Origin of the sequence: Photorhabdus kayaii, from assembly GCF_025384895.1 — a bacterium.
Lineage (GTDB): Bacteria > Pseudomonadota > Gammaproteobacteria > Enterobacterales > Enterobacteriaceae > Photorhabdus > Photorhabdus kayaii.
Window position 1 is genome coordinate 84409 of the sequence record NZ_JAJAFZ010000008.1, and the last position, 25036, is coordinate 109444.

20 protein-coding genes and 3 pseudogenes are annotated in these 25036 nt (G+C 41.8%); 22 read left to right on the forward strand and 1 reads right to left on the reverse strand.

The window, feature by feature from the left end; all coding sequences use genetic code 11:
• Positions 1 to 39: 39 nt before the first annotated feature.
• From LGZ98_RS05125 to LGZ98_RS05220, 22 genes and pseudogenes are all read left to right on the forward strand, one after another.
• A complete protein-coding gene (locus tag LGZ98_RS05125) occupies positions 40 to 1866 on the forward strand; it encodes a baseplate J/gp47 family protein (RefSeq protein ID WP_262977790.1) in 1827 nt (608 codons plus the stop codon).
• Positions 1863 to 4757: a baseplate wedge protein gene (locus LGZ98_RS05130; protein WP_262977791.1), complete on the forward strand. Its 2895-nt coding sequence runs from the start codon at positions 1863 to 1865 to the stop codon at positions 4755 to 4757. Before LGZ98_RS05125 ends, LGZ98_RS05130 begins: the two co-directional genes overlap by 4 nt.
• A gap of 196 nt (positions 4758 to 4953) precedes the next feature.
• On the forward strand, positions 4954 to 6177 hold the full coding sequence (locus LGZ98_RS05135; RefSeq protein ID WP_113043157.1) for a tail fiber protein: 1224 nt from the start codon (positions 4954 to 4956) through the stop codon (positions 6175 to 6177).
• A gap of 63 nt (positions 6178 to 6240) precedes the next feature.
• Entirely contained in the window at positions 6241 to 7890 is a 1650-nt protein-coding gene (locus LGZ98_RS05140; protein ID WP_262977792.1) for a contractile injection system tape measure protein, read from the forward strand.
• Between the two features lie 9 nt (positions 7891 to 7899).
• Positions 7900 to 9966 carry an ATP-binding protein gene (locus LGZ98_RS05145; RefSeq protein WP_262977793.1) on the forward strand — a complete coding sequence of 689 codons (2067 nt, stop codon included), beginning with the start codon at positions 7900 to 7902 and terminating at the stop codon, positions 9964 to 9966.
• A gap of 24 nt (positions 9967 to 9990) precedes the next feature.
• Positions 9991 to 10893: a Pvc16 family protein gene (locus tag LGZ98_RS05150; protein ID WP_113043160.1), complete on the forward strand. Its 903-nt coding sequence runs from the start codon at positions 9991 to 9993 to the stop codon at positions 10891 to 10893.
• A 65-nt stretch (positions 10894 to 10958) separates the two neighbouring features.
• On the forward strand, positions 10959 to 11897 hold the full coding sequence (locus tag LGZ98_RS05155; RefSeq protein WP_262977794.1) for a hypothetical protein: 939 nt from the start codon (positions 10959 to 10961) through the stop codon (positions 11895 to 11897).
• Positions 11898 to 12229: 332 nt separating this feature from the next.
• Positions 12230 to 12508, forward strand: a complete 279-nt coding sequence (locus LGZ98_RS05160) for a type II toxin-antitoxin system TacA family antitoxin (protein WP_113043163.1) — start codon at positions 12230 to 12232, stop codon at positions 12506 to 12508.
• 453 nt (positions 12509 to 12961) lie between these two features.
• Positions 12962 to 13411 (forward strand): phage tail protein, encoded by a 450-nt coding sequence (locus LGZ98_RS05165; protein WP_113043164.1) that lies wholly within the window; start codon positions 12962 to 12964, stop codon positions 13409 to 13411.
• Positions 13386 to 13862, forward strand: a pseudogene (locus tag LGZ98_RS05170) (phage tail sheath family protein); the annotation flags it as partial. The gene LGZ98_RS05165 and the pseudogene LGZ98_RS05170, both read left to right, overlap by 26 nt.
• Positions 13863 to 13925: 63 nt before the next feature.
• A complete protein-coding gene (locus tag LGZ98_RS05175) occupies positions 13926 to 15101 on the forward strand; it encodes a phage tail sheath family protein (RefSeq protein ID WP_113043165.1) in 1176 nt (391 codons plus the stop codon).
• Positions 15102 to 15119: 18 nt separating this feature from the next.
• Positions 15120 to 15578: a phage tail protein gene (locus LGZ98_RS05180; RefSeq protein ID WP_046975700.1), complete on the forward strand. Its 459-nt coding sequence runs from the start codon at positions 15120 to 15122 to the stop codon at positions 15576 to 15578.
• Positions 15575 to 15754, forward strand: a complete 180-nt coding sequence (locus LGZ98_RS05185; RefSeq protein ID WP_113043166.1) for a DUF5908 family protein — start codon at positions 15575 to 15577, stop codon at positions 15752 to 15754. The genes LGZ98_RS05180 and LGZ98_RS05185 overlap by 4 nt, the downstream gene beginning before the upstream one ends.
• Positions 15741 to 16424, forward strand: a complete 684-nt coding sequence (locus LGZ98_RS05190; protein ID WP_046975698.1) for a CIS tube protein — start codon at positions 15741 to 15743, stop codon at positions 16422 to 16424. Before LGZ98_RS05185 ends, LGZ98_RS05190 begins: the two co-directional genes overlap by 14 nt.
• Positions 16421 to 18022 (forward strand): phage baseplate assembly protein V, encoded by a 1602-nt coding sequence (locus LGZ98_RS05195; RefSeq protein WP_113043167.1) that lies wholly within the window; start codon positions 16421 to 16423, stop codon positions 18020 to 18022. The genes LGZ98_RS05190 and LGZ98_RS05195 overlap by 4 nt, the downstream gene beginning before the upstream one ends.
• Before the next feature lie 12 nt (positions 18023 to 18034).
• Positions 18035 to 18481 carry a GPW/gp25 family protein gene (locus LGZ98_RS05200; protein ID WP_113043168.1) on the forward strand — a complete coding sequence of 149 codons (447 nt, stop codon included), beginning with the start codon at positions 18035 to 18037 and terminating at the stop codon, positions 18479 to 18481.
• A pseudogene (locus LGZ98_RS05205) lies at positions 18478 to 18726 on the forward strand (hypothetical protein); the annotation flags it as partial. The gene LGZ98_RS05200 and the pseudogene LGZ98_RS05205, both read left to right, overlap by 4 nt.
• Positions 18727 to 18784: 58 nt before the next feature.
• Positions 18785 to 21264 (forward strand): annotated as a pseudogene (locus LGZ98_RS05210) (hypothetical protein); the annotation flags it as partial.
• Entirely contained in the window at positions 21247 to 21807 is a 561-nt protein-coding gene (locus LGZ98_RS24110; protein ID WP_315901982.1) for a baseplate wedge protein, read from the forward strand. The pseudogene LGZ98_RS05210 and the gene LGZ98_RS24110, both read left to right, overlap by 18 nt.
• Positions 21808 to 21842: 35 nt before the next feature.
• Complete coding sequence (locus LGZ98_RS05215; protein ID WP_315901983.1) at positions 21843 to 23372, forward strand: baseplate wedge protein; 1530 nt, start codon at positions 21843 to 21845, stop codon at positions 23370 to 23372.
• Complete coding sequence (locus tag LGZ98_RS24115) at positions 23329 to 23553, forward strand: hypothetical protein (protein WP_315901984.1); 225 nt, start codon at positions 23329 to 23331, stop codon at positions 23551 to 23553. The genes LGZ98_RS05215 and LGZ98_RS24115 overlap by 44 nt, the downstream gene beginning before the upstream one ends.
• 165 nt (positions 23554 to 23718) lie before the next feature.
• Positions 23719 to 24756, forward strand: a complete 1038-nt coding sequence (locus LGZ98_RS05220) for a phage tail protein (protein WP_262977795.1) — start codon at positions 23719 to 23721, stop codon at positions 24754 to 24756.
• A gap of 106 nt (positions 24757 to 24862) precedes the next feature.
• Here the strand turns inward: LGZ98_RS05220 and LGZ98_RS05225 are convergent, their stop codons facing one another.
• Entirely contained in the window at positions 24863 to 25021 is a 159-nt protein-coding gene (locus tag LGZ98_RS05225) for a hypothetical protein (protein WP_262977796.1), read from the reverse strand.
• Positions 25022 to 25036 lie beyond the last annotated feature (15 nt).

The following is a 25036-nucleotide window of genomic DNA, read 5'->3' on the forward strand; positions in this document are numbered from 1 at the left end:
ACCTCTTCAACTTTATTTTAAATAACAGGTGGTAAAAATATGGGACAAGCCGAGTTAGAAAATAAACTCTCTGCTATTGTGCCGGATACTGCATTTAAACTTGATGAAAGAAGTACGCTAGATATTTTAAATTGGCTTAAAGCTTACGCTAAAGAAATTCCTTTCGATCAAGAGAAAAAACAGTTCTGGGACAGTTTCTACTTTATTCAAGAAAATAATCCTCAACAACTAGCGGATATTTACCAAAATGTGAATAAAGCCGATGGTCGATTACCCGCCCATCAAGCTTTTGTTTTGGCTTTTTTAACGTTATTAGAAACAACTAATCGATTATTAAATACCTTTCCGGCCCGGCATCGCAATCTTTATTATCGGGAATTATTAGGGCTGAAACCCAAAAAAGCGCAAGCGGATAAAGTTGCTATCGAAATTACTCTGAATACTGACAACCCAGAATTTCTGGTAGCCCAAGGCACACTGTTTGATGCGGGGCAAGACAGCGCCGGTAACTCGTTACACTATGCGTCAGATACGGATTTACTGGCGAATCAGGGAAAGTTAATCGATCTGCGTTGGTATCGGAAAGTTGGTAATGTCTGGAAATCAGCAATACTATTAAGCGACTCAGACAACATTGAATTCCCCAAAAACGGTATTCAACTTTTTAGCGAAACATCCAATGATCTTGAAGTTCAATCTGGCCACCGGAATTGGGACGAAGCAAATATATCGTCATTAACCCATGACACATTCTACTTAGGCTTTACCAATGTATTACCGGGACAAACTTTATCTTTATACTGGCAGTCAGAAGGTGTTAAAGCACTTAATTTATCTTGGTCTTATCTAAATCGGAAAAATATCTGGCAGCCAATCAATCAACTGGTTCACGATCAAACCCATAACCTGTTTGACCGGGGTATCTGGCGCACCTTATTGCCACAGGATGCGGCAGATCAGGCGGCTCTGATGCCAACGGGCCGCTACTGGCTGAAAGCTGAGATAACTCATCCGACTGCCCCCCAAGATTACCCACGCATTAAAGGTCTACTGTATAACGCTACCACGGCGACGTTGATCAACGCAGAAACCGTTGAACAGGATCACTTTATCAACGGATTAGCTGCCGACAACATTAAACAGCCGGTCAATACATCCCCTGCAATCAGTGGCGTAACTCAACCTTGGGCCTCTTGGAATGGTCAGCCGCAAGAAACCGAGCAAGCCTTCCTGACGCGGCTCCCGGCCCGTTTATCTCACCGTAACCGGGCGCTGAGTTGGGGCAACATTGTCACCTTATTAAAAGAGCAATTTGTCAGCCTGTTTGATGTCAAATACCCGTCTGCCGGTGAATTAACCAAAATCCCGGCACCGGAAAAGCAACAACTGATTGTGATCCCTAACAGCCGTTACAAAGATAACAATGATGCGCTGCGTCCAACGTTAAACCCCGCTCGGCTGACAGAGATGGTCGAATGGATCAAACAACTCAGCAGCCCTTGGGCAACCCTTGAGATCAGCAATCCCACTTACGTTGACGTTAATGTGAACTACCAAGTGACTTTTACCACTGACGTTAACCCCGACTACGGCCATCATCAGCTACAACAGGAGTTAAGCCGCAAATATATGCCGTGGGGCGAAAATAGGGCTATCGGCGTGACAGTCGGTAATCACATTGACTACTACCAGTTGTTAGCCACCATCCAACAATCGCCTCTGGTGGAACGTGTCACCGATTTAAGCCTAACCATCGCTAACCGAACCACAGGTGCCGTGGGTAAAAGTATCGAAGCCGCCGATAATGAAGTGCTAATTTTAGTCTGGTCAGAGCAGCGTCCCTCAAACCAAGGAGTTAACCAATGAATCATCAGGATGCCCTGTTTCCCATCGTCAAAGACGATATTACCTTCGATGCCTTACTCGCTCAGGCCAAAACAGTGATTGAGCAGCAATCCGGCCAATGCTGGAGCAATACCAGTGAAAATGATCCCGGTATCACCTTATTAGAAGCCTGTTGTTATGGCGCCTCCGATCTGGCCTATCGCCACACATTACCACTGAGAGACCTTCTAACGCCAAGACCAGAGGACCAAACACCCGGCGACGGTATTTTTCCTCAGGAGTTCGGCCCACAACAAACGCTGACCTGTGGCCCGATCACTGCGGAAGATTATCGCCGGGCTTTATTGGATTTACATAGCAGCGACACGGTTAATGAAACAAGCGAAGGTTATTTTTTCTTTAATGATGTCCAATTAATTCGTGAACCTGAAAATCAACGTTATCAATATTGGTATAACAAACAGAAACGTGAATATAGTTTTAAAAACTCCGGATCAGATAGCCAATTAACACTAAGAGGAAATTACTGGCTCTATTTACTGCCTGGTCGGGAAACTGAAACGAATAAAACACTGGCTGAGGAGAGGCTGAAAACTTTCCTAAAAGACAACCGAAATTTAGGAGAATCCGTCAGTAACATTATCTGGCTGCAACCTGCCGATCTCCCCTTGCAGATTGATATTGAACTTGAAGATAACGTCATCGATTTTGCTGATATCTTCGCCCAAATTTATATGACGGCGGAACAGATAGTACTGGCAAAGCCCGAACGTTATACCACTCAGGCCATGAAAGATCAGGGTCACTGTCATGAAGAGATATTTTCCGGCCCTTATTTACATCACGGTTGGATACCGACCTTACCTCAAGCCAAAAACTACACCAGCGCTACCATATTAAATCTCAGTCATTTGGTTAACCGATTATTAGCGATTAAAGGCATTCAGAGTGTCACCCGGCTGGCATTAGCTCATCACGACACAACTATTACGCCATTGTCGGATGATAATTGGTCTTGGAAAATCGCTCAGGGATATTACCCCAGATTATGGGGTAACGATCCACTGGCATTAATTACCTCAGCAAACAGCCCGCTTACCATTATTGCCAAAGGCAGCGTTAAAATTAGCGTTTCCAAACAACAGGTGGAAGAAAAAATAATTGAAGAACCACTGATTAATACACAACCTGAATTACTGCATTGGGGTAAATATCGTAAAGTTCTGGATTACTATCCGGTAAGCAATAAATTACCGGCTTGCTATGGATTGCAGACCTATGCCAGCAACCAACAGCAAATACAGTTGCATCAATTTATGCTGCCTTTCGAGCAAATGCTAGCTAACGGCTGTGCCGAACTCGCCCTTTTACCAAAACTATTAGCCTTTAAACAACGGGGAGATGACGTATACGGTGCTCAATGGCCTTTTAAAGCCGATACTGTCAGCCAACAAGCCCATCAAAACATAAAAACTGATTTAATAGAAAAGCTCAATAATGATTCTCAAATCCATTATGATAAAGGCAATAATAAAGATAAAAACTATGCCAAGGAACTGACAATTCTGAATTACCTATTAGGCTATTTTGGTACTCATCGCGCAGCCAGACCATTGACACTAAACACACTCGATTTTCTAAACACCCAACGCGGCTATCTGGCTCAACAACCGGAACTGACCTATCAACGTAATAATATTCGGATTGATAAAGTGTCGGCACTGCAAAAACGAATTGCTGCCCGATTGGGTTTGGGCGGGGAATGTTTCAGTAAAACACCTAATCTGGATGGCCTGCCTTTTTATTTAATTGAACATCGTCAACTTTTGCCGATAAAACCCGACACGAAATTCGACGATAAACAAAAACCTGATGCTCTAAAGATAATTGAAGAGAATTCAGGCTCTAATAATCATCAACTCATCATCACACAGCAAGGTATTGCAGGTCGGTTATTACAAGGTCAGGTAATTAATCTGATTATTATTGAAGGTGATAGAGAGTTTATATTACGGAGCCAAATGATCACCGCAGTAACAGGAAATACCTTTTCCCTTAGTACCCGTAACAGCAGCGATTTGGAACGCAATCTGGACAGAATAAAACAGAAATTTAATGATGGTAATCTGCGCTGGCAAAATAGCCCGGTGTGGCTGGAAGATATGGATTATCAATTGGTTTATGCCGATGAAAAGTTTAAAAATGCTACCGAAGATCAACGTTGGATTAGTTCCAGTGCTCAAAGCCCCTTCCCGGCCATGATTGAAATAGGTGACGAAATCACGCTGAAATATGTGATTACCCCCTCTGAGCCAGACCTAAAAATATCAGCTCGTACAGTTCTCACGGAACCACCCGAATATGAACTCAAAGCGCGGGTGGTTAAATTTGATCGTATTCAAGGCAAGATATTAATTAAACGCAACCAAGACTCACCGAATAAAAACTTTCCAAAAGAGGCCGAAGCATGGCGTTATCGCTGGTACTTCTCCAATGAAAAATATGCCTTGGCTGACCGCTTTTCATTTGTGGTTAGCGTGGTAGTGAATCGTCAGTTAATTGAGAATGACAAAGTTGATCCTTATAAGTTGGAATCTTGGGTGAAAACAGAAATATTAGCTGAATTCCCCGCACATATTTCAATGATTATTCACTGGTTATCACCGGAGCATTTTAAAGATTTTGCCAGCACCTATAAACGCTGGCAGAACAATGACGCCCCTTTAGGAGACGAAGCATACCATATTTTAGAGACCTTAACCTTGGGACGCCTGCCTTCTGATGCAACCGGTATTGGTAATATGCGAATTGCCACTAAACAGCAATGTATCGAGGTCATTGGTGAATCTGGCGATCAATGGAATGCAGCAGTCATAAAAAGTAATCAATTATTATATGTGCCTAAGCCGTAGGCATAACTAAACTCAATGCAATTATTAATAAAGACAGTAGCAAAAATAGAAACTAATTTATCCAATATAAAAACGAATTAATATAGCACCACAAAAGGCTTATTTTAAGATTAAATATTTTTTTATGCTTAATTATACAGAAACATCTACAAGATATTTAAATCATAATAATTTAACATCACATAGGATGATAAAAATGGAAAAAAAATCTAATCTATCTAATGCAAAATCCAATATGGAAAATATCAAATCAAATGGCCCATCAGCAGATGATTTAAAAAGACGCTTTAAAGAAGGCAGTATTCCATTACAAACCGATTATGCCGATCTGATTAATATTGCTGATATGGGTCGCCGGGCTGTTGGTAAAGCTCCGGGTCAAACGGATAACCCAAATTCAGCCCTGAAACTGGATAATAACGATGCACTAGCAGTAAAACTTAACGACAACGGCGGTTTAAAGGCAGATGAAAATGGATTAAGTGTAAAAATCAAGAATAAAAGCCTGTTAGCTGATAATAGCGGATTAGCAGTCAATGCTGGCAGAGGATTGAGAATTAACAACGACAAACTTGAAGTCGGTAATTATCACGGTATTGAAATAGTTAATGAAGGTGTAAAAGTTAAAGCTGGTGAGGGAATTAAGGTAGACGATAAGGGTGTCAGTTTGAAAATGGGAAAACCTATCAACGTAGCCTATTCTCCATTAATATTAGAACCTAAAAATGATGTTTTATCTGTAAAGATGGGTGATGGTTTGGTTGACAGAGACAATGGAATATCAATTTGCCATGGTAATGGCATTGATGTAGGTTACGATTATGTGGCTGTCAAAGCAGGTAATGGTATTACCGTTGATTCCAATGGTGTCAGTATTGATCCCACTAAAGTACTTCCCAGAGGAATGATTGTGATGTTTTCTGGTGATAGCGCTCCTACTGGATGGGCTTTCTGTAATGGTAATAATGGAACCCCAGACTTAAGAAATCGTTTTGTCATGTGTGGAAATGATTTTTCTGATAAAGGAAAAAGCTATTATTGTGCCGGAGGTAGAGGTGATAAAAAAGAATATCCCCAAAATACAAAATCAACTCAAGTTTCTGTCACTGTTAATGTGCAAAATACAACATTAACAGAGTCACAAATACCTAGTCATAAACATATTGGAGGTATGGCTTATCGGTATGGTGATGGAATAAGATATAATTATTCACAATGGTGGAGCCAAACAAAAGAAATAAATAATCACATTAATTCTGGAATAATGACTGAAGATAGTAATCCTTATTACGCATACACATCAGACACAGGGGGAGGACAAGGACATAATCACCAAGCAACAGCATCATCCCCTTCACATTATCATAGCGTTGATGTAGTTCCGCCTTATTATCTATTAGCCTTTATTATGAAACTTTAATTTCATTCCACGAACACAGATTTAAATTACCTATTATTTACTCATTACCAAGGATATATTAATATGACTTCGGAGCCAAATCTGTTAAACCGGATTACCATTACTATTTCAGCTAATAATCAACAGCTAGCTAAAAAAGTATTGCATGGCTCCGTGCTTAATCAGGCCAATATAAATCAATTACTTAATTCATACTTTGATGAATATAACATTTATCAGGATATCTCTTTAGAGAAATTAACTCTGGACCTTGGTGAAATAAGTTTCCATGACTTTAATTCATTATTCCCTGCTCGCCTCAAGGTTGAGCTGAATAAAGCACTTAACCAATATCAGATAAACAACCATCAGGAAGAAACTCTACTGAATAAACCAACATTTAATAAATTTACCGATAATTCTTCCGCATTCTGCGATAATTATTTAATTGATGCGGAGAATTTCATTCATTTTTTATATCAAAAAGATTCCCAACCAAATACACTAGAGACAATAACACATAATAAAGACATTCATATTAATAAACTCATTCACCAATTAACACAGATAGAGAACAAATGGATATTGCTACTGGCAAAAAGCTGTCTATCTGAACACGGTATACAACGACTTTTGGCTATCAAACAACCCGCTTTATTCATTGCCATTAACCGTAGATTATCCGAAAAAGTAAACAAACCACAACATCAGGAGGAGCTTGCCTCCTCCGCACAACTGATACTCAACGCTTTGGAATATCTACAGCGGCATAATATTCAGGAAATACCTAAACCCGATGCTAAAATCATTTCACGTATTATCACTGAACTTAATAACGGCGTACTTAATACCGATCCTATTATTAAGCTATTTCGCCAAGCTATGAGCCAAAACACGCCATTAAATAGTTGGCTAAAACAACTCTGGCAAACCATTTCTGTTTCACAGCTTTGCCAAAAACATCTGTCGGTTGAGGAATACCAATATCTATTGGAATGCTTTATGCCAAGCCGCATAGATAAAAATACACCCGGTAAAAAATCAGCCACGAATAATGTTAATTTTTCAGACGTTCAGCAACATCAATCTCTGGTAAATCAGAAGGTCATGACCGAAGATCAGAAAATACTATCAACATCAGATAATACACATATTACAAGCAATAGCCGCAATCAACTTCAAACTATCAACAAGCCACAATCTGAATCGGTTTTATTACCAGAAAAAACCGTTCCATATCAAATCAGTAATGCCGGAATATTAATTCTCTGGCCGATGCTACCCGCGTTGTTTAATCAACTTGGTCTACTTGAGGGGGAAAAATTTATCCATCGACAAGCCCAATACCATGCTGCTAATTTCCTTGACTATCTGATTTGGGAAACCGAAGAAACATCGATAGAACGTAATAGACTCAATAACGTTCTATGTGGATTAACGGCTGATGAAAACAGTGAATCAATCTTGCTTGAACCAGAAAAAAAATTAATCACCTCGCAATGGCTGGATACCATTATTGCTCAACTTCCCGGCTGGAAAAAATTAAGCGGCAATGATGTCCGCCAATTATTCTTACAACGACCGGGTGAATTATTAGCAAATGAGCAAGAAATTAAAATCACCATCCAGCAACAGCCATTTGATGCATTGCTGACTGAATGGCCGTGGCCATTAAATATCGCCAAACTTCCCTGGCTGGATCACTCTTTATTAATCGACTGGCAAAATATTTAACAGGTTTATATGAATTCTCTACTTAAAAACAACCATTACATGGCAACAGAATTACGCTGGATTTATCCCCATCTGGAACGTATTGATCTACGATTACAATATTACTATTACCAACATGGAGAAAAATACGATTATTTACCGGAGAATTTTCTCCTTACCGAAGATGAATTAAACCAGCGGCTGGCAAAACCACAAAGCATTCCTCATTGGGTCACCAAACAGGATGATATTATTAATTTCCCTGAAATCGACGAAAACCCCAATGCATTATCACAATTAGTTGAACGTTTTGAACTCACTGAATTTGAACGAGATGTTTTATTATTAGGTTTATTACCCCATTTCGATAGCCGTTATCATGCGTTATTTGCGGCTCTGCACGGTAACAGTAGAAAACAGTGGCCTAGCTTTGACTTAGCCATTGAATTATTTAACCAACGCCAAAGTGATCGGCCATTACGACAAAATAGCTTTCTACCGCAAACACCATTAATCAGTCATCAACTATTACGGCTTAATAACCACGAAGAATCTATTTGGTTACAAACTCAATTTCTAACTCACAGTGCTGTCTGGCATTTCTTATCAGGCCAACGGGTTATTTTACCCCCCCTGACAACTTGTGCTTATTGGCATTCTCCTGCCTCACACTGTTGGTATCCACAATCCCTTTACTCTTCACTTGAAAAGATATTATTAAATAAAACCGATGAACTACGCCCGCTAGTCATACTCAGAGGAAAACAAGATAGCGCCAGAGAATTGGCGGTAAGCAATATCATGGCATTTCATGATATCAGTACATTAACTCTAGACTTAGCTCAACTGCCGGAAGAAAATAACCCTAACTTGCTGATAGATGCTGTACGGGAAGCACGATTACATAATGGCTGTTTATTAATTCGCAACTTTTCTTTGCTAAAAGATGAAAAGAAAATATTGCATAGCGAATTCTCCACTTTATTGAATCAGCCCAAATTACGCGTGGTTTGTCTGGCAGAACCACAAGATTCATTAGTGTGGATTAAACACTTACCAATAGTGCAAATTAATATGCCAGCCCTGACTCTGGCAGATAAAAAAACCATGCTGGAAGCCAATTTATCGGATAATATCGCCCAGAAAATAAATATTACTCAATTATGCCAACGTTTTTCATTTACCGCAGAAACATTACCGCAAATCCTTAAAGAAGCGAATCAATACCAAATACTCCGACAACCGGAAGGCCAATTGGAAGAAATCGATCTGCGTAAAGCATTAAGTTTCCGTGCTCAACAGAATTTCGGTAAATTAGCGCAACGAATAACCCCCAAACGCAGCTTTAATGATTTAGTCATTTCAGACACATTAGCGCAACAATTAAAAGAGATTATTGCCGCCATTCATTACCGCGACCAAATTCTGGCTACCGGATTTCAGGAAAAAATCGGTTATGGCACCGGTATTAGCACACTATTTTATGGAGAATCAGGTACCGGCAAAACCATGGCCGCCGAAGTGATTGCCGGGCATCTTGGCGTTGATTTGATTAAAGTGGATCTCTCTACCGTGGTGAATAAATATATCGGTGAAACGGAAAAAAATATCTCCCGTATTTTCGATCTGGCCGAAGCAGATTCCGGCGTGCTATTTTTCGATGAAGCGGATGCGCTATTTGGCAAACGCAGTGAAACCAAAGATGCTCAAGACCGACATGCTAATATTGAAGTTTCTTACTTATTACAGCGATTGGAAAATTATCCGGGATTAGTGATTTTAGCCACCAATAATCGTAGCCATTTAGACAGCGCCTTTAATCGCCGTTTTACCTTTATTACCCGTTTTGCTTATCCTGATGAAACATTACGTAAAAAAATGTGGCAAGTCATTTGGCCGGAAAAAATTAAATTATCCGATACCATTGATTTTACCCATTTGGCTAAACGAGCTGATTTAACCGGGGCTAATATCAGAAATATTGCGCTATTAGCATCAATGTTAGCGAAAAATGACCACTGTGAACAGATCGAAAATAAACATATAAATCGAGCCGTTACACTCGAACTCAATAAAACTGGCCGATTGGTTTTTTAAACATTTAACAAAATTGGAATAAACATGACAACCCTAATTGCTTCTGACAATGCGATTATTGAAGTAAATAATGTATTAAATACTGTTTTATCCCAGTATCTAAATATCAATGGCAATAAAATTGATATCCGCTTTGATCTACCCGAAATTAATTCTATTCAATCGGAACCGACGGTCAGTGTATTTCTTTATGACATCAATGAAGATTTACAATTACGTTCTGCCGAACCAAGACGTTATAACCCAATGACCAGCACATTATTACCGGGTTGGGTCAATATCAATTGTAACTATTTAATTACTTACTGGGATGCCAGTAAACCATCAAGCGACAGTTCAAACCCGGATAGCCAACCCAATAATCAAGCGGCGCAAGTGATGACTCGTGTTCTAAATGCATTAATTAACAACCGTCAATTAACCGGCATTCCCGGTGCCTATACTCGAATTATTCCCCAACAGGAGAATTTAAATAGCTTGGGTAATTTCTGGCAAGCTCTCGGTAATCGCCCTCGCCTATCTCTAATGTATTCCATTACCGTACCGATGAAACTGCAAAATATTAAAGACAATATTACACCAATTAACCACATTTCCGCTTCTGTAGATCAAAAACCCAACCTAAATAATTCACAAATCAACCAAGCTCTGGTAGATAAATTATGTGCCGATTTAGGTGGTACAGAAGATGCTCGTCTTGCTTTGGCTAAAGTTAATCTGATTACTGAATTCGCTACAGTCAATAATGAAAGTCAGGAAAACAAAAATATAACACTTGCTGTTTCAGGCATTACCTATTCAAATTATTTACCACAAATAAAAGATATTCTTTCAAAATGGCAAAATAGCCAGAGTACTGTTATTGAAATAAATGGCGTCGGTATTATTATCTCCAAAGAAAATTCTGAAAAATTAATTGGTATTTAATTTTATTTCCATTCAATCATATGATAATAAAATAAATCCCTCACCAAAAACTAACAGGTAATAATATGCCAAACAGCAAATATAGTGAAAAAGTTAACCATTCAGGAAACAGATCGAAAAAATATTCGACACATTCTAACCAATATAATATGAATAGTTGCACATTGGGATTAGGATTAGATTTACCGTTAAAGAAAAAATTAAGAACAGGGAATGAACGAAATATAAAAGGCGCACAACCTTTTATTCCATCCCCCGCGAAACAAAAACAATATAGCGCCAATTCCATAGCAATGTCTGATATATTAAGTGAAAGCACACTGACTTCACAACCGATTATTACCGATTTAATTAATCCGCAAAAAATAAAAATGTCAGAAGGAGTAAAAGATATTTTAAATAACAAAGAAGGAGGCGGAGATCTGGTGTTCAAGGCACTACAAATTAAACCATCGGATGAAACTCTGCCATTCAACGCATTAAAAATTGTCGATACCTATCAAGAAGAAATGCCGGATAAAGAGATGTCTATTTCAGCTTATTGGGCACCACAAGGAGGATATGTTGATATCCCGGTACAACCCAATCTCAGTCGCCATCCACAATATGTATTTACCCCAAATTTCAGTGGATGTTCATTTGTGGTCGATAAAATGAATAAAGATACTCTCCGGGTTCGGCACGTACAAGGTGGTCAAGAAGACGTTGAATATAATAATCAAAATATTGATCACGGGATGGGTATGATTACGGCAATGGAATTCCGCGATTATGGATATCACGAAGCTGATGACAAAGTTATGGAAAATACCTATGGTTTTGCATTCTTAAAATTTAACCCAGAGGAAAATCAATGGCAACTTCACTATCAGAAAATAGCCGCAGCCCCTAATATCATAAATATAAAAACTAAATCTAGTTGGTTGCCATTCAATAAGCCCTCAATTGAAGCAAACACCTTTACCTCCAAAGATATGAAAGTCTCTGGGTATTATTGGTGGTAAAAATAAGACAAATCTGAAAATAGATCTCAATTAAATACCTACTCTTCAAATTTATGATTAAATACATATACCCTATGGATTTCAAACTCATAGCATCAGATCATCTGAATAATTATTTTCAGATAAATCTTAAACGTAGCAAATTTAATTAATTATACCCTATGGATTTCAAGATGCATCGCGACGGCAAGGGAGTGAATCCCCGGGAGCATAGGTAACTATGTGACCGGAGTGAGCGAGTGCAGCCAACAAAGAGGCAACTTGAAATCCATAGGATATATACCCACATCTAATGTACTATTTTAATGCGTACAAAATGGAGAACTTCAATCATGCCTCAAATCCCAGTAGAAACCAATGACCGTATATCGTTGCGTATTGCCTCTGAAGAAAAATCACTGTTGATGCGTGCAGCAGCCATACAACACACCAATCTGACCGAATTTGTGATCCGCAACGTCGTCTCGGCAGCGCGGAAGATTATCGATGAGAACGAACGGCTTGAACTGACAGAGAAAGACAGTTTATATGTACTGGACCTTTTGGATAATCCACCGGCTCCCAACAATAAGCTCATGGCTGTTGCCTTTGCTTTGCCGGAACTGCCATGACGTTACATAGCGTCAATTGTACCAAAATGAAATAGTGATATACCCTATGGATTTGAAGTATTAATCCAGATTAAAGTTACGGGCGTTTTTATTTCCCTGTTTATAGAAATCAATCAAGATATGCTGATGCATAAAATTATCAAAACCTGCTATATCAATTAACAATCTTTATTATTATTAATTGATAATCGCACTTGGAAATTCCGTATCTATAATTATTTCGTTTCACGAGAGGTGATTTAAATAATCGTCAAATAACTACCTAGCACATTGAGGCTATTTTACTTGGCCTTTTTGTAATGAAGAGAAATAGGCTTTAAATTATTTTATATAAAAAATAACCTCTCTAAATCAGGTTGTTGCGGTAGCTATACCCAATCGTTAGGTACTAAGGAAAACAAAATAATAGACGTTTTCCTTATATTTCAAATGTAAACAATCAAGGAAAAAATCATGGCTATAACTCCAGAACAAATTACTGTTGACTATCCCATTCCTGCTTATCGGTTTGTTGTCTCTATTGGTGATGAGAAGATCCCTTTTAACAACGTTTCCGGGCTCGATATTTCTCATGACGTCATCGAATATAAAGATGGTACCGGTAATTACTATAAAATGCCGGGCCAACGTCAATCGATCAATATTACCCTGCGTAAAGGAGTCTTCTCCGGCGACACTAAGCTTTTTGACTGGATTAATTCTATTCAACTTAATCAAGTTGAGAAAAAAGATATCGCCATTAGCCTGACCAACGAAGCCGGCACCGAAATTCTAATGACCTGGAATGTGACAAATGCCTTCCCAACGTCATTCACCTCCCCTTCTTTTGACGCCACCAGCAATGATATTGCCATTCAAGAAATCGCGCTGGTCGCGGATCGAGTCACCATTCAAGCACCTTAATAGATCGACAATAACGACCTATCCCGGCGTTTATATTGAAGAAGATGCGTCACTATCGCTCTCTATCAGCCACGGGAACACCGCAATACCTGTTTTTATTGGCCGCTTCCAGCCTAAAAAAACCAGCGCAACACCAAAAGCGATACGTGTTAGTAGCTGGCTGGATTTTACCAATCTGTTTAATGTCGGTTGTATTACGTCAATCGCCATCACATCGACCAAACCAACGCCACCGCCTCCCACTCCGCCTTCCGGGAAAGTTGTGGGCGATACAACAGTTGTTGCTACAACCAATATCGCTCTTAACGCGGGTGATACAAGCTCCGGTTACAATTACGCTGTAGCTGTCGGTACCTACACAACAAGTAGTGATGCGGTAAAACTTTATTTTCAAAATGGCGGTGGACCTTGTTATATCCTGCCGGTTGCGAATCCCCAAGATACTGCCACTTCCAGTAATCGTACTGAGACGCGGTTAAACACCGCGTCTATTCAGTCGTTAAGGAGACGATAAATGGAGATAACACAGCCGAGCGTCACCGTCACAGAAAACCTGATATCCCCAAAGCAAGATGACACGTTTATCGGTATACCGGTTTTTATTGGTTATACCTTATCGATGGTCAATAAAACGGCTATCAAACTTAACAGTCTGGCCGATTTTGCCCGGTCATTTCCTGAGTCAGGATTAATGTACTATTCCGTGCGCCATTTCTTTGAAAACGGCGGTCAACAAGCTTATGTGCTGTCACTGGGTACCGAAAAACAATTGAGCGATTTTCCGTCATTGATCACCGCTCTGCAACAAGCGTGGCTGACACAAACGATTTCCGCAGAAAACGACATTACCCTGATTATCACCCCGGATGTTATCCGCTTTAATCAGACAGATATTTCCTATACTCAAAGAGATCTCTGGTTACAATTTTGGCAATCGGTACTCAATCTTTGCAAGAGCCGACGCGGTATCATCGGGTTATTGGATGCCCCGGACAACCCCACATTAGCCGCTGAATGTTTAAAACAGTTTTCTTCCGCAGATCAACAATGGGGTGCCGTATACTGGCCGCGACTAAAAAGCGCCTATCAGGATAATGCGCAAAATCCTATCGTACTTTCACCGACCGCCGCAGTGGCTGCCGTCATCCAGCGCAACGATAATCAACAAGGCGTATGGACCGCTCCGGCCAACATCGCGTTAGCCAAAGTGATTAGCCCGGTACGCGCTTATATTGAAGCGAATGCATTCTTTAACCCGGATGGCGCCTCGTTGAATCTGGTCCGCAGTTTTCCCGGCAAAGGCATCAGGATCTGGGGATGCCGAACTTTGGACAACACCCCCGGTTCCCTCTGGCGTTATATCCAGATCCGTCGTCTGGTTTCTTATATCGAAACCCATATGACTCAACTCGGCCGGGCTTTCGTTTTTGAACCCAATAACGCCATCACCTGGATGAAGTTTAAAGGGCAAGCCTATAACTGGCTGCGCCAGTTATGGTTAAACGGCGGGCTACGAGGAACCCAAGAAGATCAAGCGTTCAAGGTGTTATTGGGTGTGGGTGAATCAATGAGTGAAGCCGATATACAGGCCGGAAAAATGATCATCAAAATCAGCCTTGCGGTCTTAATTCCAGCAGAATTTATTGAGCTAAACCTGACATTCGATACCTATATCGGTATCACCCGCTAAGTTAAACAGAGGCAAAATATGAACAACCTCTACACCCCGGCAGTGTCGCACCGTTTTATCGCCAGTTTTCTTTTTAACAACATTCCCAGCCCGCTGGATATCGCCTTTCAACGGATATCGGGCCTGAGCCGTGAGTTGCAAACTAGCCAACACAGCCAGGGCGGGGAAAACGCCAGAAATACCTGGCTGGCCGAAAAAATCCAACATGGCAGTCTGATGTTAGAGCGTGGCGTGATGACAGTGACCCCCCTCACATTGGTGTTTGATCGTGTCCTGCGTGGCGAAAAAGCGGTCTATGCCGATGTCGTGATTATGTTACTGAATGAAAATTCATTACCCGTGGCAAGTTGGACATTAAGCAACGCGCTACCGGTGCGCTGGTCCACCGGCGACTTTGACGCCAATAGCAACGCCGTTTTGGTGAATTCACTTGAGTTGCGTTATCAAGATATGCGCTGGTTAGGAGTGAAAATATGACCGTCGAAATTAAGCAGCTGATTATTCAGGCCAAAGTCACTGATCCCGAGCGTAATCCCATCACGCCGCCGTCATTAGCCCAAGAGACGCTGGATAACGCCCGCCTGATCGAGATAGTCAAACGGGAAGTGTTAGAGGCGTTGCGTGAAACAGGAGGCTATCATGAGCTTAATTGAACGCAGCCTGTCCAAACTCACCCTGACCGCCTTTAAAGACCGGGAGGGGAAAATCTCCGTAGGCAGCTTACAGGCGATGTATAACCCTGATGGGATTCAGCTCGATTATCAAACCCGCTACCAACAGGATGCAAGCGTTAACAATACCAGCCAAAGCAGCCGCTATGTACTATCACAACCCGCCGGTTTGACGTTAGTCCTGCTATTTGACGCCACTATGCCGGGCAACACTATCCCGGTAGAAACCCAACTCGCAACCCTGAAAGCCCTGTGTACGGTGGATGCCAGCACCAACGTGCCCCACTTCCTCAAAATCAAATGGGGCAAAATGCGTTGGGAAAACAAAGGTTATTTCGCTTGCCGGGCCAGTGATCTCACCATCAATTACACCCTGTTTGATCGGGACGCCACTCCGCTGCGAGCCAGCGCGACTTTATCGCTGATCGCGGATGAAAGCTTTGTTATTCAAGCCACTGAACAGCAGTTAAAATCACCGCCGATCACCGCAGTCAGCGTGACCGATATGCTCTCTCTGCCGTTAATCGCCTTAGGCGCCGGGGCTTCTCTGGCAGGCGGCATTGATTACCTCACCCTCGCCTGGCAAAACAATCTGGATAATCTTGATGATTTCACCCCCGGGCAAACGCTACAGGCACAGGGGGACGCATGAAGATACCGGTGATAGAGGTTAAAATAGCGGGAAAAACACTCAGCCAATTTTCTGTCATTAGTCTGACCGTAAACCACCAAATCAACGGTATCCCCACAGCCAATATCACGCTTAGCGTAGCCGGTGACGCCAACGCGATTTTTGCCACCAAAGCGCAAGCTGAACTCACAAGCTGTCGGCCCAATCAAGAACTGATCGTGCAACTGCAAAAAACCGTGTTGTTTAAGGGGATCATTGTTCGGCAAGCGCTTAAGTTCAAAGGTCAGGACAGTCTGGTTACCCTAATAGCGAAACATCCACTGCAAAAACTCACTGACAATTTCCATTCACAGCTATTCAGCCAACAAAGTGACGAAGCCATTATCAGAAAACTATTCAGTCAGGCGGGTATACCGGTCACGATAAAACAGGCACCTCAGCTTAAAACTGAACATGAGCAGATGGTCCAGTTTCGCTGCCATGACTGGAAATTCTTAAAAAACCGGCTGGCCGCTACCAATATCTGGTTATTACCCGGTAACGAGACGGTCACGCTGACGACGCCAGAATCACTTAATCAATCAACCATGCACACCATTAAACAACGTGCCAGCGATCAAGACACTGTGCTGTTTGAGGCAGATCTGCAATGGGATAACCGGCACAGCCCCAAAACGGTGAGCGTACAATCCTGGGATATCGCACAACAAAAACTGTCTCAAGCCACTCAGGCAAAAAACAGTCGGCTTGGCAGTGGTCAACTCGCGCCAGACAGTCTGGCAACCTTAACTGATCAGACATGGCAATGGGTTTTTAGCTATCCGCAAGATAATGAACAAGCCAAATACCTTGCTCAAGGCATGATGAATAACCTACGCAGTCATAACGTCTCCGGCAATGTTGAAGTTGCAGGGAATAGCCGCTATCAACCGGGGGATGTTCTGACGTTAAGCGGCTTTGGTCAGGCAATGGATGGTAAAAGCGTTATCACCGGCGTCAGTCAGACCATCAATCAGCGGCAAGGCTGGCGCACCCGGTTAACTCTGGGCCTGTTGCCGGAAACAGAACCGCCTGTTCCGCAGGTTAAAGAACTACATGTGGGGATTGTGGAAAAATACCAACAAGACAAGCAGTCACTGGACAGAATTCCGGTCAGGATACCGGCGTTAAACTTAACCAACAGCGTACTTTTTGCCCGACTGGGTAAACCTTATGCCAGTCATGAAAGCGGGTTCTGTTTCTACCCGGAACCGGGGGATGAGGTGATTATCGGTTTCTTTGAATGCGATCCCCGCTTCCCGGTGATATTAGGCGCTATGCACAACCCGAAAAATAAAACACCAATAGAACCCAGTGAAAAAAATCCAATAAAAACCCTGATCATTAAACAAGGGGATAATCAACAAGCATTAGTGTTCAATCATCAAGATAAAATCGCCGCCCTTAATAGCGGAAAACATGCGTTATCACTGCAACAGGATAAAGATATTACGATAAATTCAGCGAAGAATATTATCACCAAAGCTCAGGAAATTAACCTACAGGCTGAAAAATCCCTGTCAGCCACTGGAAAGTCCGGCGTCGATATTAAAGGTGCGAAAATTAACTTAACACAATAATAGGACAGCGAAATGACAAACAACATATTAGCCGATATTTATGGCCGGGGTTGGGCTTTTCCGCCACAGTTTTTTATTAAAGATAATACGCATCCAGAAATACCTACCGGAGTCCAAATGGCATCAGGTGCAGAGAATGTTCGCCAAAGCATGAAAATTCTTTTTCTCACTGAACCCGGTGAACGCATTATGCGTGAAGATTACGGTTGTGGCCTGAATGATTATCTGTTTGCCAATATTAATGATGCACTGATAGCAGAAATCCAAACTCGAATTGAAGAACGGGTACTGCGCTATGAACCGCGCGCGCAAATCACGATGATTCAGGTAAATCAAAGAACAGACTTACCCAATACCCTGCATGTTCAGGTGACTTACGCCCTGAGAGGCAGCGAAATCAACCAACAAATTGATGGCATCCTTGAGGTTAGCGAAGGCCAGGTGTGGGTGAACCTATGAGTAAACAATGTGTGGTGGATGGCGACAATCTGCTATTTGAACCGTTATTCGGCAACCGGCAAGTCACCCTTCTGGGACCGGCAACCATTAGAGGCAGTGGGCACGCCCAGATCCAAGGCAAAAAGATCGCCATTGTGGGTGACGAAAAAAAGGTCCAATTTCAAGCGCAATATATTACTCCGAGCCACCCAATACCCGGTATGGGAATGGTCACCATTGCTCAATTGGATGCCAGCCAATATATCGTCAGTGTCGGATAAATAACCTTTTCAACCTTATTTTTAAATAACAGGTGGTATAAATATGGGACAAGCCGAGTTAGATAATAAACTCTCCGCTATCGTGCCAAATACTGCTTTTAAACTTGATGAAAGAAGTACGCTGGATATTTTAAACTGGCTTAAAAAATACGCCGCCATCATTCCTTTCGATCAAGATAAAAAACAGTTCTGGGACAGTTTTTACTTTATTCAGGCAAATAATCCTCAGCAATTAGCTTGTATTTACCAACAAGTTAATCAAGCCAATGGCCTTTTACCGCCACATCAGGCGTTTATATTGGCTTTTTTAAAACTATTAGAAACAACCAAACGCTTATTAAACACTTTCCCAGCGCGACACCGTGATCTTTATTATCGAGAATTACTGGGACTAAACCCCAAAAACGCCCAAGCGGATAGCGTTGCCATCAGCGTTAGCCTGAATACGGATAACGCAGAATTTCTGGTAGCACAAGGCACGCTGTTTGATGCCGGGCAAGATAGCGCCGGTAATTCGTTACAGTATGCGTCAGACGCGGATTTATTGGCGAATCAAGGAGCACTGACCGACCTGCGTTGGTACCGAAAAGATAAGGATGGCTGGCAATCGGCAATCCCCTTTAGCCTTTCGGATAACATGGCATTACCCGAAAACGGCATTCAACTTTTTAGCCCAACAGCCAATGATGTGGCGGTGCTATCCGGTTATCTGATTACTTCATCTTTATTTGCTATGTCCGCTGGAGAACGTCACATCACATTGACGCTGGAAAACGATTGGGCAGGTCAAGCTGAACATCTCACCGCTAAAATCAGTGCAGAAGATCACTGGTTATCGTTGTCGGTAAAACTTATCGACAAAAAGAATATTGAACTGGGATTATCATCCACGGCTGATCCTATCAGCCCGCCAGATAACCTTGATGGTATGACATTCGACGTGCCGGTATTAAAATTAGGCACAACTCAGCAACCCACACTGCCCAAAATTACCGGCGTTGAAATCAAGATTAACGGTAACCGCAGTGTGCGCTATGCTTCCGATGGCGGAACTGAACAAACAGATAAAACCAGTTTCCCCTTCGGACAATTTCCCTCGTTGGGTTCCGGCTTTAATCTGATCGCCCCTGAATGGTACGGTTCTGAAAACGCGACGCTTACCCTGACGCCACAATGGGTTGGTTTACCCACAATGAATTTTAAAGCGTGGTATAAAGGGTACACCCCTGAACCTGATAATAGCGCGTTTAAAGTCCAAGGCTATTTAGTCACGTCTCAGGAAAGAAAGAAGCTCACTGGCACCCCATCATTATTTGGCGGAACCGATGCACCTCAAAGGCAAAGCCTGAGTTTTACCTTACCGGCAATGGACTATTCCGTTACTGATAGCCCATCCCCCAATGACTGGCCTGCGTCAGTGCGCATAGAATTGACTGAACAAGATTTTATGCACACCCAATACTGGAAAGATCCGACCGGTAAAAATTTACCCTACACCCCACAAATCAGTGCGTTGCAAATCATATTCAGCGCTAAAGTAAAAACTGAGCAATACACCGTTTATCCCCTGACGCCTTTTGGTTGGGGAAACCCAAACGCAGAACTCCCTTCATTCGCCAATGACACACTCTATTTGGGCTTCACCAACGTGTTACCGGGACAAACCTTATCCCTATACTGGCAATTGGTCGGTACTCAAGAACTCACGCTATCTTGGTCTTATCTGAATCAACAAAACATCTGGCAACCATTAAATCAACTGGTTCATGATCAAACTCATAATCTGTTTGACCGGGGGATATGGAGTACATTATTGCCACAGGATGCATCAAATCAAGCAGCCTTGATGCCGGCAGGACGATACTGGCTGAAAACAGAGATAACTCAGCAGACCGCCCCTCAAGATTACCCAAGAATGCAAGGCATACTGTACAACGCCACCACCGCCACATTAATCAACCCGGCAGGCATTGAAAATGATCACTTTATCAATGGCTTGGTTGCCGACAGTATCAAGCAGACAGTCAGCACATCCGCCGCCATTAGCCGTGTGACGCAACCTTGGGCTTCCTGGAATGGGCGTCCGAAAGAAACAGAACCCGCGTTTCTCACACGAATTCCACCTCGGTTGTCCCATCGTAACCGTGCTTTAAGTTGGAATAACATTGTCACGCTACTGAAAGAGAATTTTACGAGTATATTTGATGTCAAATACCCTTCCGCCAATGAATTAACCAAAATCCCGGCCCCGGAAACGCAACAACTGATTGTGATCCCTGACAGTCGTTACAAAGACAACGATGATGCACTGCGCCCGATCCTGAACCCGGCCCGACTGGCAGAAATGGTCCACTGGATAAGTCAACTCAGCAGTCCCTGGACCACCCTCAAAATCGACAACCCCACCTATGTTGACGTGCTGATCAGCTATCAACGGTGTTTGTCACAGGGGTTAATCCTGACTATGGCCGTCATCAGTTACAGCAGGAACTCAGCCGAAAATATATGCCGTGGGCAGAAGATTATCGCCGCGCCTTACTGGATTTGCACAGTAGCGATAACAATAACGACAACAATGCAGATTATTTTTTCTTTAACGATGTACAGCTAGTTCGTGAGCCTGAAAGCGAACGCTATGAATACTGGTATAACAAACAGAAACGTGAATATAGTTTTATTAAAACGCCAGATAGCCAACAATTAACGCTGAGAGGCAATTACTGGCTTTATCTACTTCCTAGTCGGGAAACTGAGATCAATAAGACATTAGTGCAGCAAAGTCTGACGGCTTTCTTAAAAAACAACCGTAATCTGGGGGAATCCGTCAGTAAAATTATCTGGCTACAACCCACGGATTTCTTATTGCAGCTTAATATTGAGCTGGATGATGATGTGAGAGATATTGATGACATCTTCGCCAAAGTCTATATGACAACCGCACAGACGGTACTGGCAACACCATTACGTTATACCACTCAAGCCATGAAAGAATCAGGCTACAGCAATGAAGAAATATTCGCGGGACCTTATTTACATCACGGCTGGATACCTGAATTACCCGATTAGCATTAGGCCAACACGATGAAAACATTTCTCCGCTGGTGGACGATAATTGGTCCTGGACAATCACTCAAGGATATTATCCCAGGCTATGGGGTAACGATCCCTTAAGCTTAATTTCCTCACCAGCAAGCCCACTCATTATTACCGCCAAAGGTGGAGTAAAAGTCGCTGTTTCTAAACAAGATATAGCGAGCAAAATTATTGCTGAGCCATTGATTGAGACACAGGCCGAATTATTAAACTGGGGCAAACATCGTAAAGTTTTGGATTACTATCCAGTCAGCAATAAATTACCCGCCTGCTATGGATTACAGACCTACGCCGAGACTCAACAGCAAGTACACTTGCACCAATTTATGTTGCCGTTTGAACAGATGCTGGCTAACGGCTGCGCCGAACTCGACCTTTTACCGAAATTACTAGCCTTTAAACAACGGGGAAATGCAATATACGGTATACAATGGCCTTTTAAAGCCAATACTGTCGGTCAGAAAGTCCATCAGGAAATCATGCCTGATATAATCAAACAACTAAATGATGACTCCCAAATTATTATTAATAATGGTAACGGTATCCATCCACAAAATTATGCAAAAGAATTATCAATCCTGAATGACTTATTGGAATATTTTGGTACCCATCGCGCGGCCAGACCACTCACTCTGGATTCATTGGATTTTCTCTCTACTCAGCGCGGTTATTTGGCTCAACAACCTGAATTGACCTACCAGCGTAATAATATTCGTATTGATAAAGTGTCAGCGCTGCAAAAACGAATTGCCGCCCGTATTGGCTTAGGTGGAGAGTGTTTTAAAGACAACCCCAACTTGGCTAATTTGCCTTTCTATCTGATTGAACATCGTCAGCTATTACCGGTAAAACCTGACAAAAAATTCGATAGTGAGCAAAAGCCCGATAATCTGGCAATAAACAGTGAAACCAATGCTAAAAATCATCAATTAGTCATTACCCAGAAAGGAACGGCAGGCCAATTATTGCATGGTCAAGTGATTAATCTAATTATTATTGAGGGCGACAGAAAATTCACATTACGGGGCCAAATGATCACCGATATTACAGGAGACGCCTTCTCGCTTGACACCCGTAATAGCACTGATCTAGAGCGTAATTTAGACCGTGTGAAAACCACGTTTGAACAAGGTAATTTACGCTGGTGTAATAGCCCGGTATGGATGGAAGATATGGATTATCAACTGGTTTATGCCAGTGAGACATATCAAACGGGAACAGAAGATGAACGCTGGATCACCTCCAGCACCCAAAGTCCCTTCCCTGCTATGATCGAAGAACATGATGAAATCACCCTGAAATATGTCATTACCCCCGATAGGCCGCCGACAACAATATTAGCTAACAGTGATTCTCCCGCCGGTTATGAACTTAAAGCACAGGTAGTGAAGTTCGATAGTATTCAAGGCCGAATATTACTTAAAAAAATATCCGGCCAACAATATGATTTCCCGAAACCAGAAGATGCATGGCGCTATCGTTGGTATTTTTCCAATGAAAAATACGCGTTGGCAGAACAATGGCGCTCCCTTGGGTGATGAAGCCTATAATATTTTAGAAACCTTAACGTTAGGACGTCTACCTTCAACGGCAACGGGTACAGGTAATATGCGCATTGCCACCGAACAGCAGCGCAAAGAGGTTATTGGCGACTCTGGAACTGAATGGAACGAAAAGGTAATAGAAGATAATCAGTTACTATATGTACCAAAAATTTAAATTAATACTACATTTGAGTAAACATAATAGCAAAAATAGATTAGTTGAATAATATCGATTTCAGAGTTAAATAAAATATTCTCCCTGATTGCCATTTCATTATACGGCAATATTGACAGGATATTTAAAACAGAATAATTCAATATTATATACAAGGTCATTAAAATGGAAAAAAAACATAATCTGTCTACTTCGCAATCCAATACAGAAAATACCAATCCTAAATCAATAGGACCTTCAGCAGATGAACTAAAAAATCGTTTTAAAGAAGGCAGTATTCCCCTACAAACCGATTATTCAGACCTGATTGATATTGCTGATATCGGTCGCCGGGCAGTAGGCAAAGCACCGGATCAGACGGACAATCCAAATTCAGGGCTAGAACTGGATAATAATCATGGATTATCAGTGAAAACTAACCCTACCGGCGGTATTTCCGTTGATTCGAGTGGCATAGCTGTTAAATGTTGGCCGAGCGGTGGTATTACAGTCACTGACGGTTCTGGTCTTTATTTAAAATTAGCAGGGGGCAATACCGGTAATGGTTGGAGTGGTGTAAGTGGATTAAGCTTGGGTTCAGACGGTGTAAAAATTAAGGCAAATAATGGCATTAATGTTGATGGTAGTGGTGTCGCTGTAAAAGTCAAAGATAAAAGCCTACTGACTGACGCTGGTGGATTAGCGGTAAATACCGGCAGAGGGTTGTGGATTAATAACGATAAACTTGAAGTGGATAATCATGACGGGATTGAAATAGTTAACGAAGGTGTAAAAGTTAAAGCAGGTAACGGTATTAATGTTGATAGTAATGGTGTCGCTGTAAAAGCCAAAGATAATACAATAAACGTCGAATCTACAGGGATATCAGTAAGACTTGGTTGGGGAATAAAAATAGGTGATGGATTAGATGTTAAGGCCAGCAATGGTATTCACGTTGATAGTAATGGCGTCTCTGTAAAAGCTAAGGCTGGTAATGGTATTAAAGTAGACAGTGATGGCGTAAGCATTGATATACAATCAATTGCATCAGCACTCGCTGACCTAATTATTCCACCAGGAACAATTGTGCCATTTTATGGCAATTATAATAGTCCCCCTTCTGGTTGGGTATGGTGTGATGGAAGTAATGGCACGCCTGACTTAAATACTAATAGTAATCATCATGACTCAGTTGACTATATTAATTTCAGGTGGGGGAGATAAAAGGACTAATTATTGGCAGTTAGATTATGGAACACATGTAGCAGCAAATATATATTTTATGAGATACATTATGAAAAAATAAATTAGTTAATCATAGTGATATATTCTATATAAAACCCACCTCACATTTATTATACCCGTCATCTTTCAAGTTGCCTCTTTGTTGGCTGCACTCACTCACCCCGGTCTCATCGTTATCTATGCTCCCGGGGATTCGCTCCCTTGCCGTCGCGATGCATCTTGAAATCCATAGAGTATATATCAATTCACGACAGAGGAA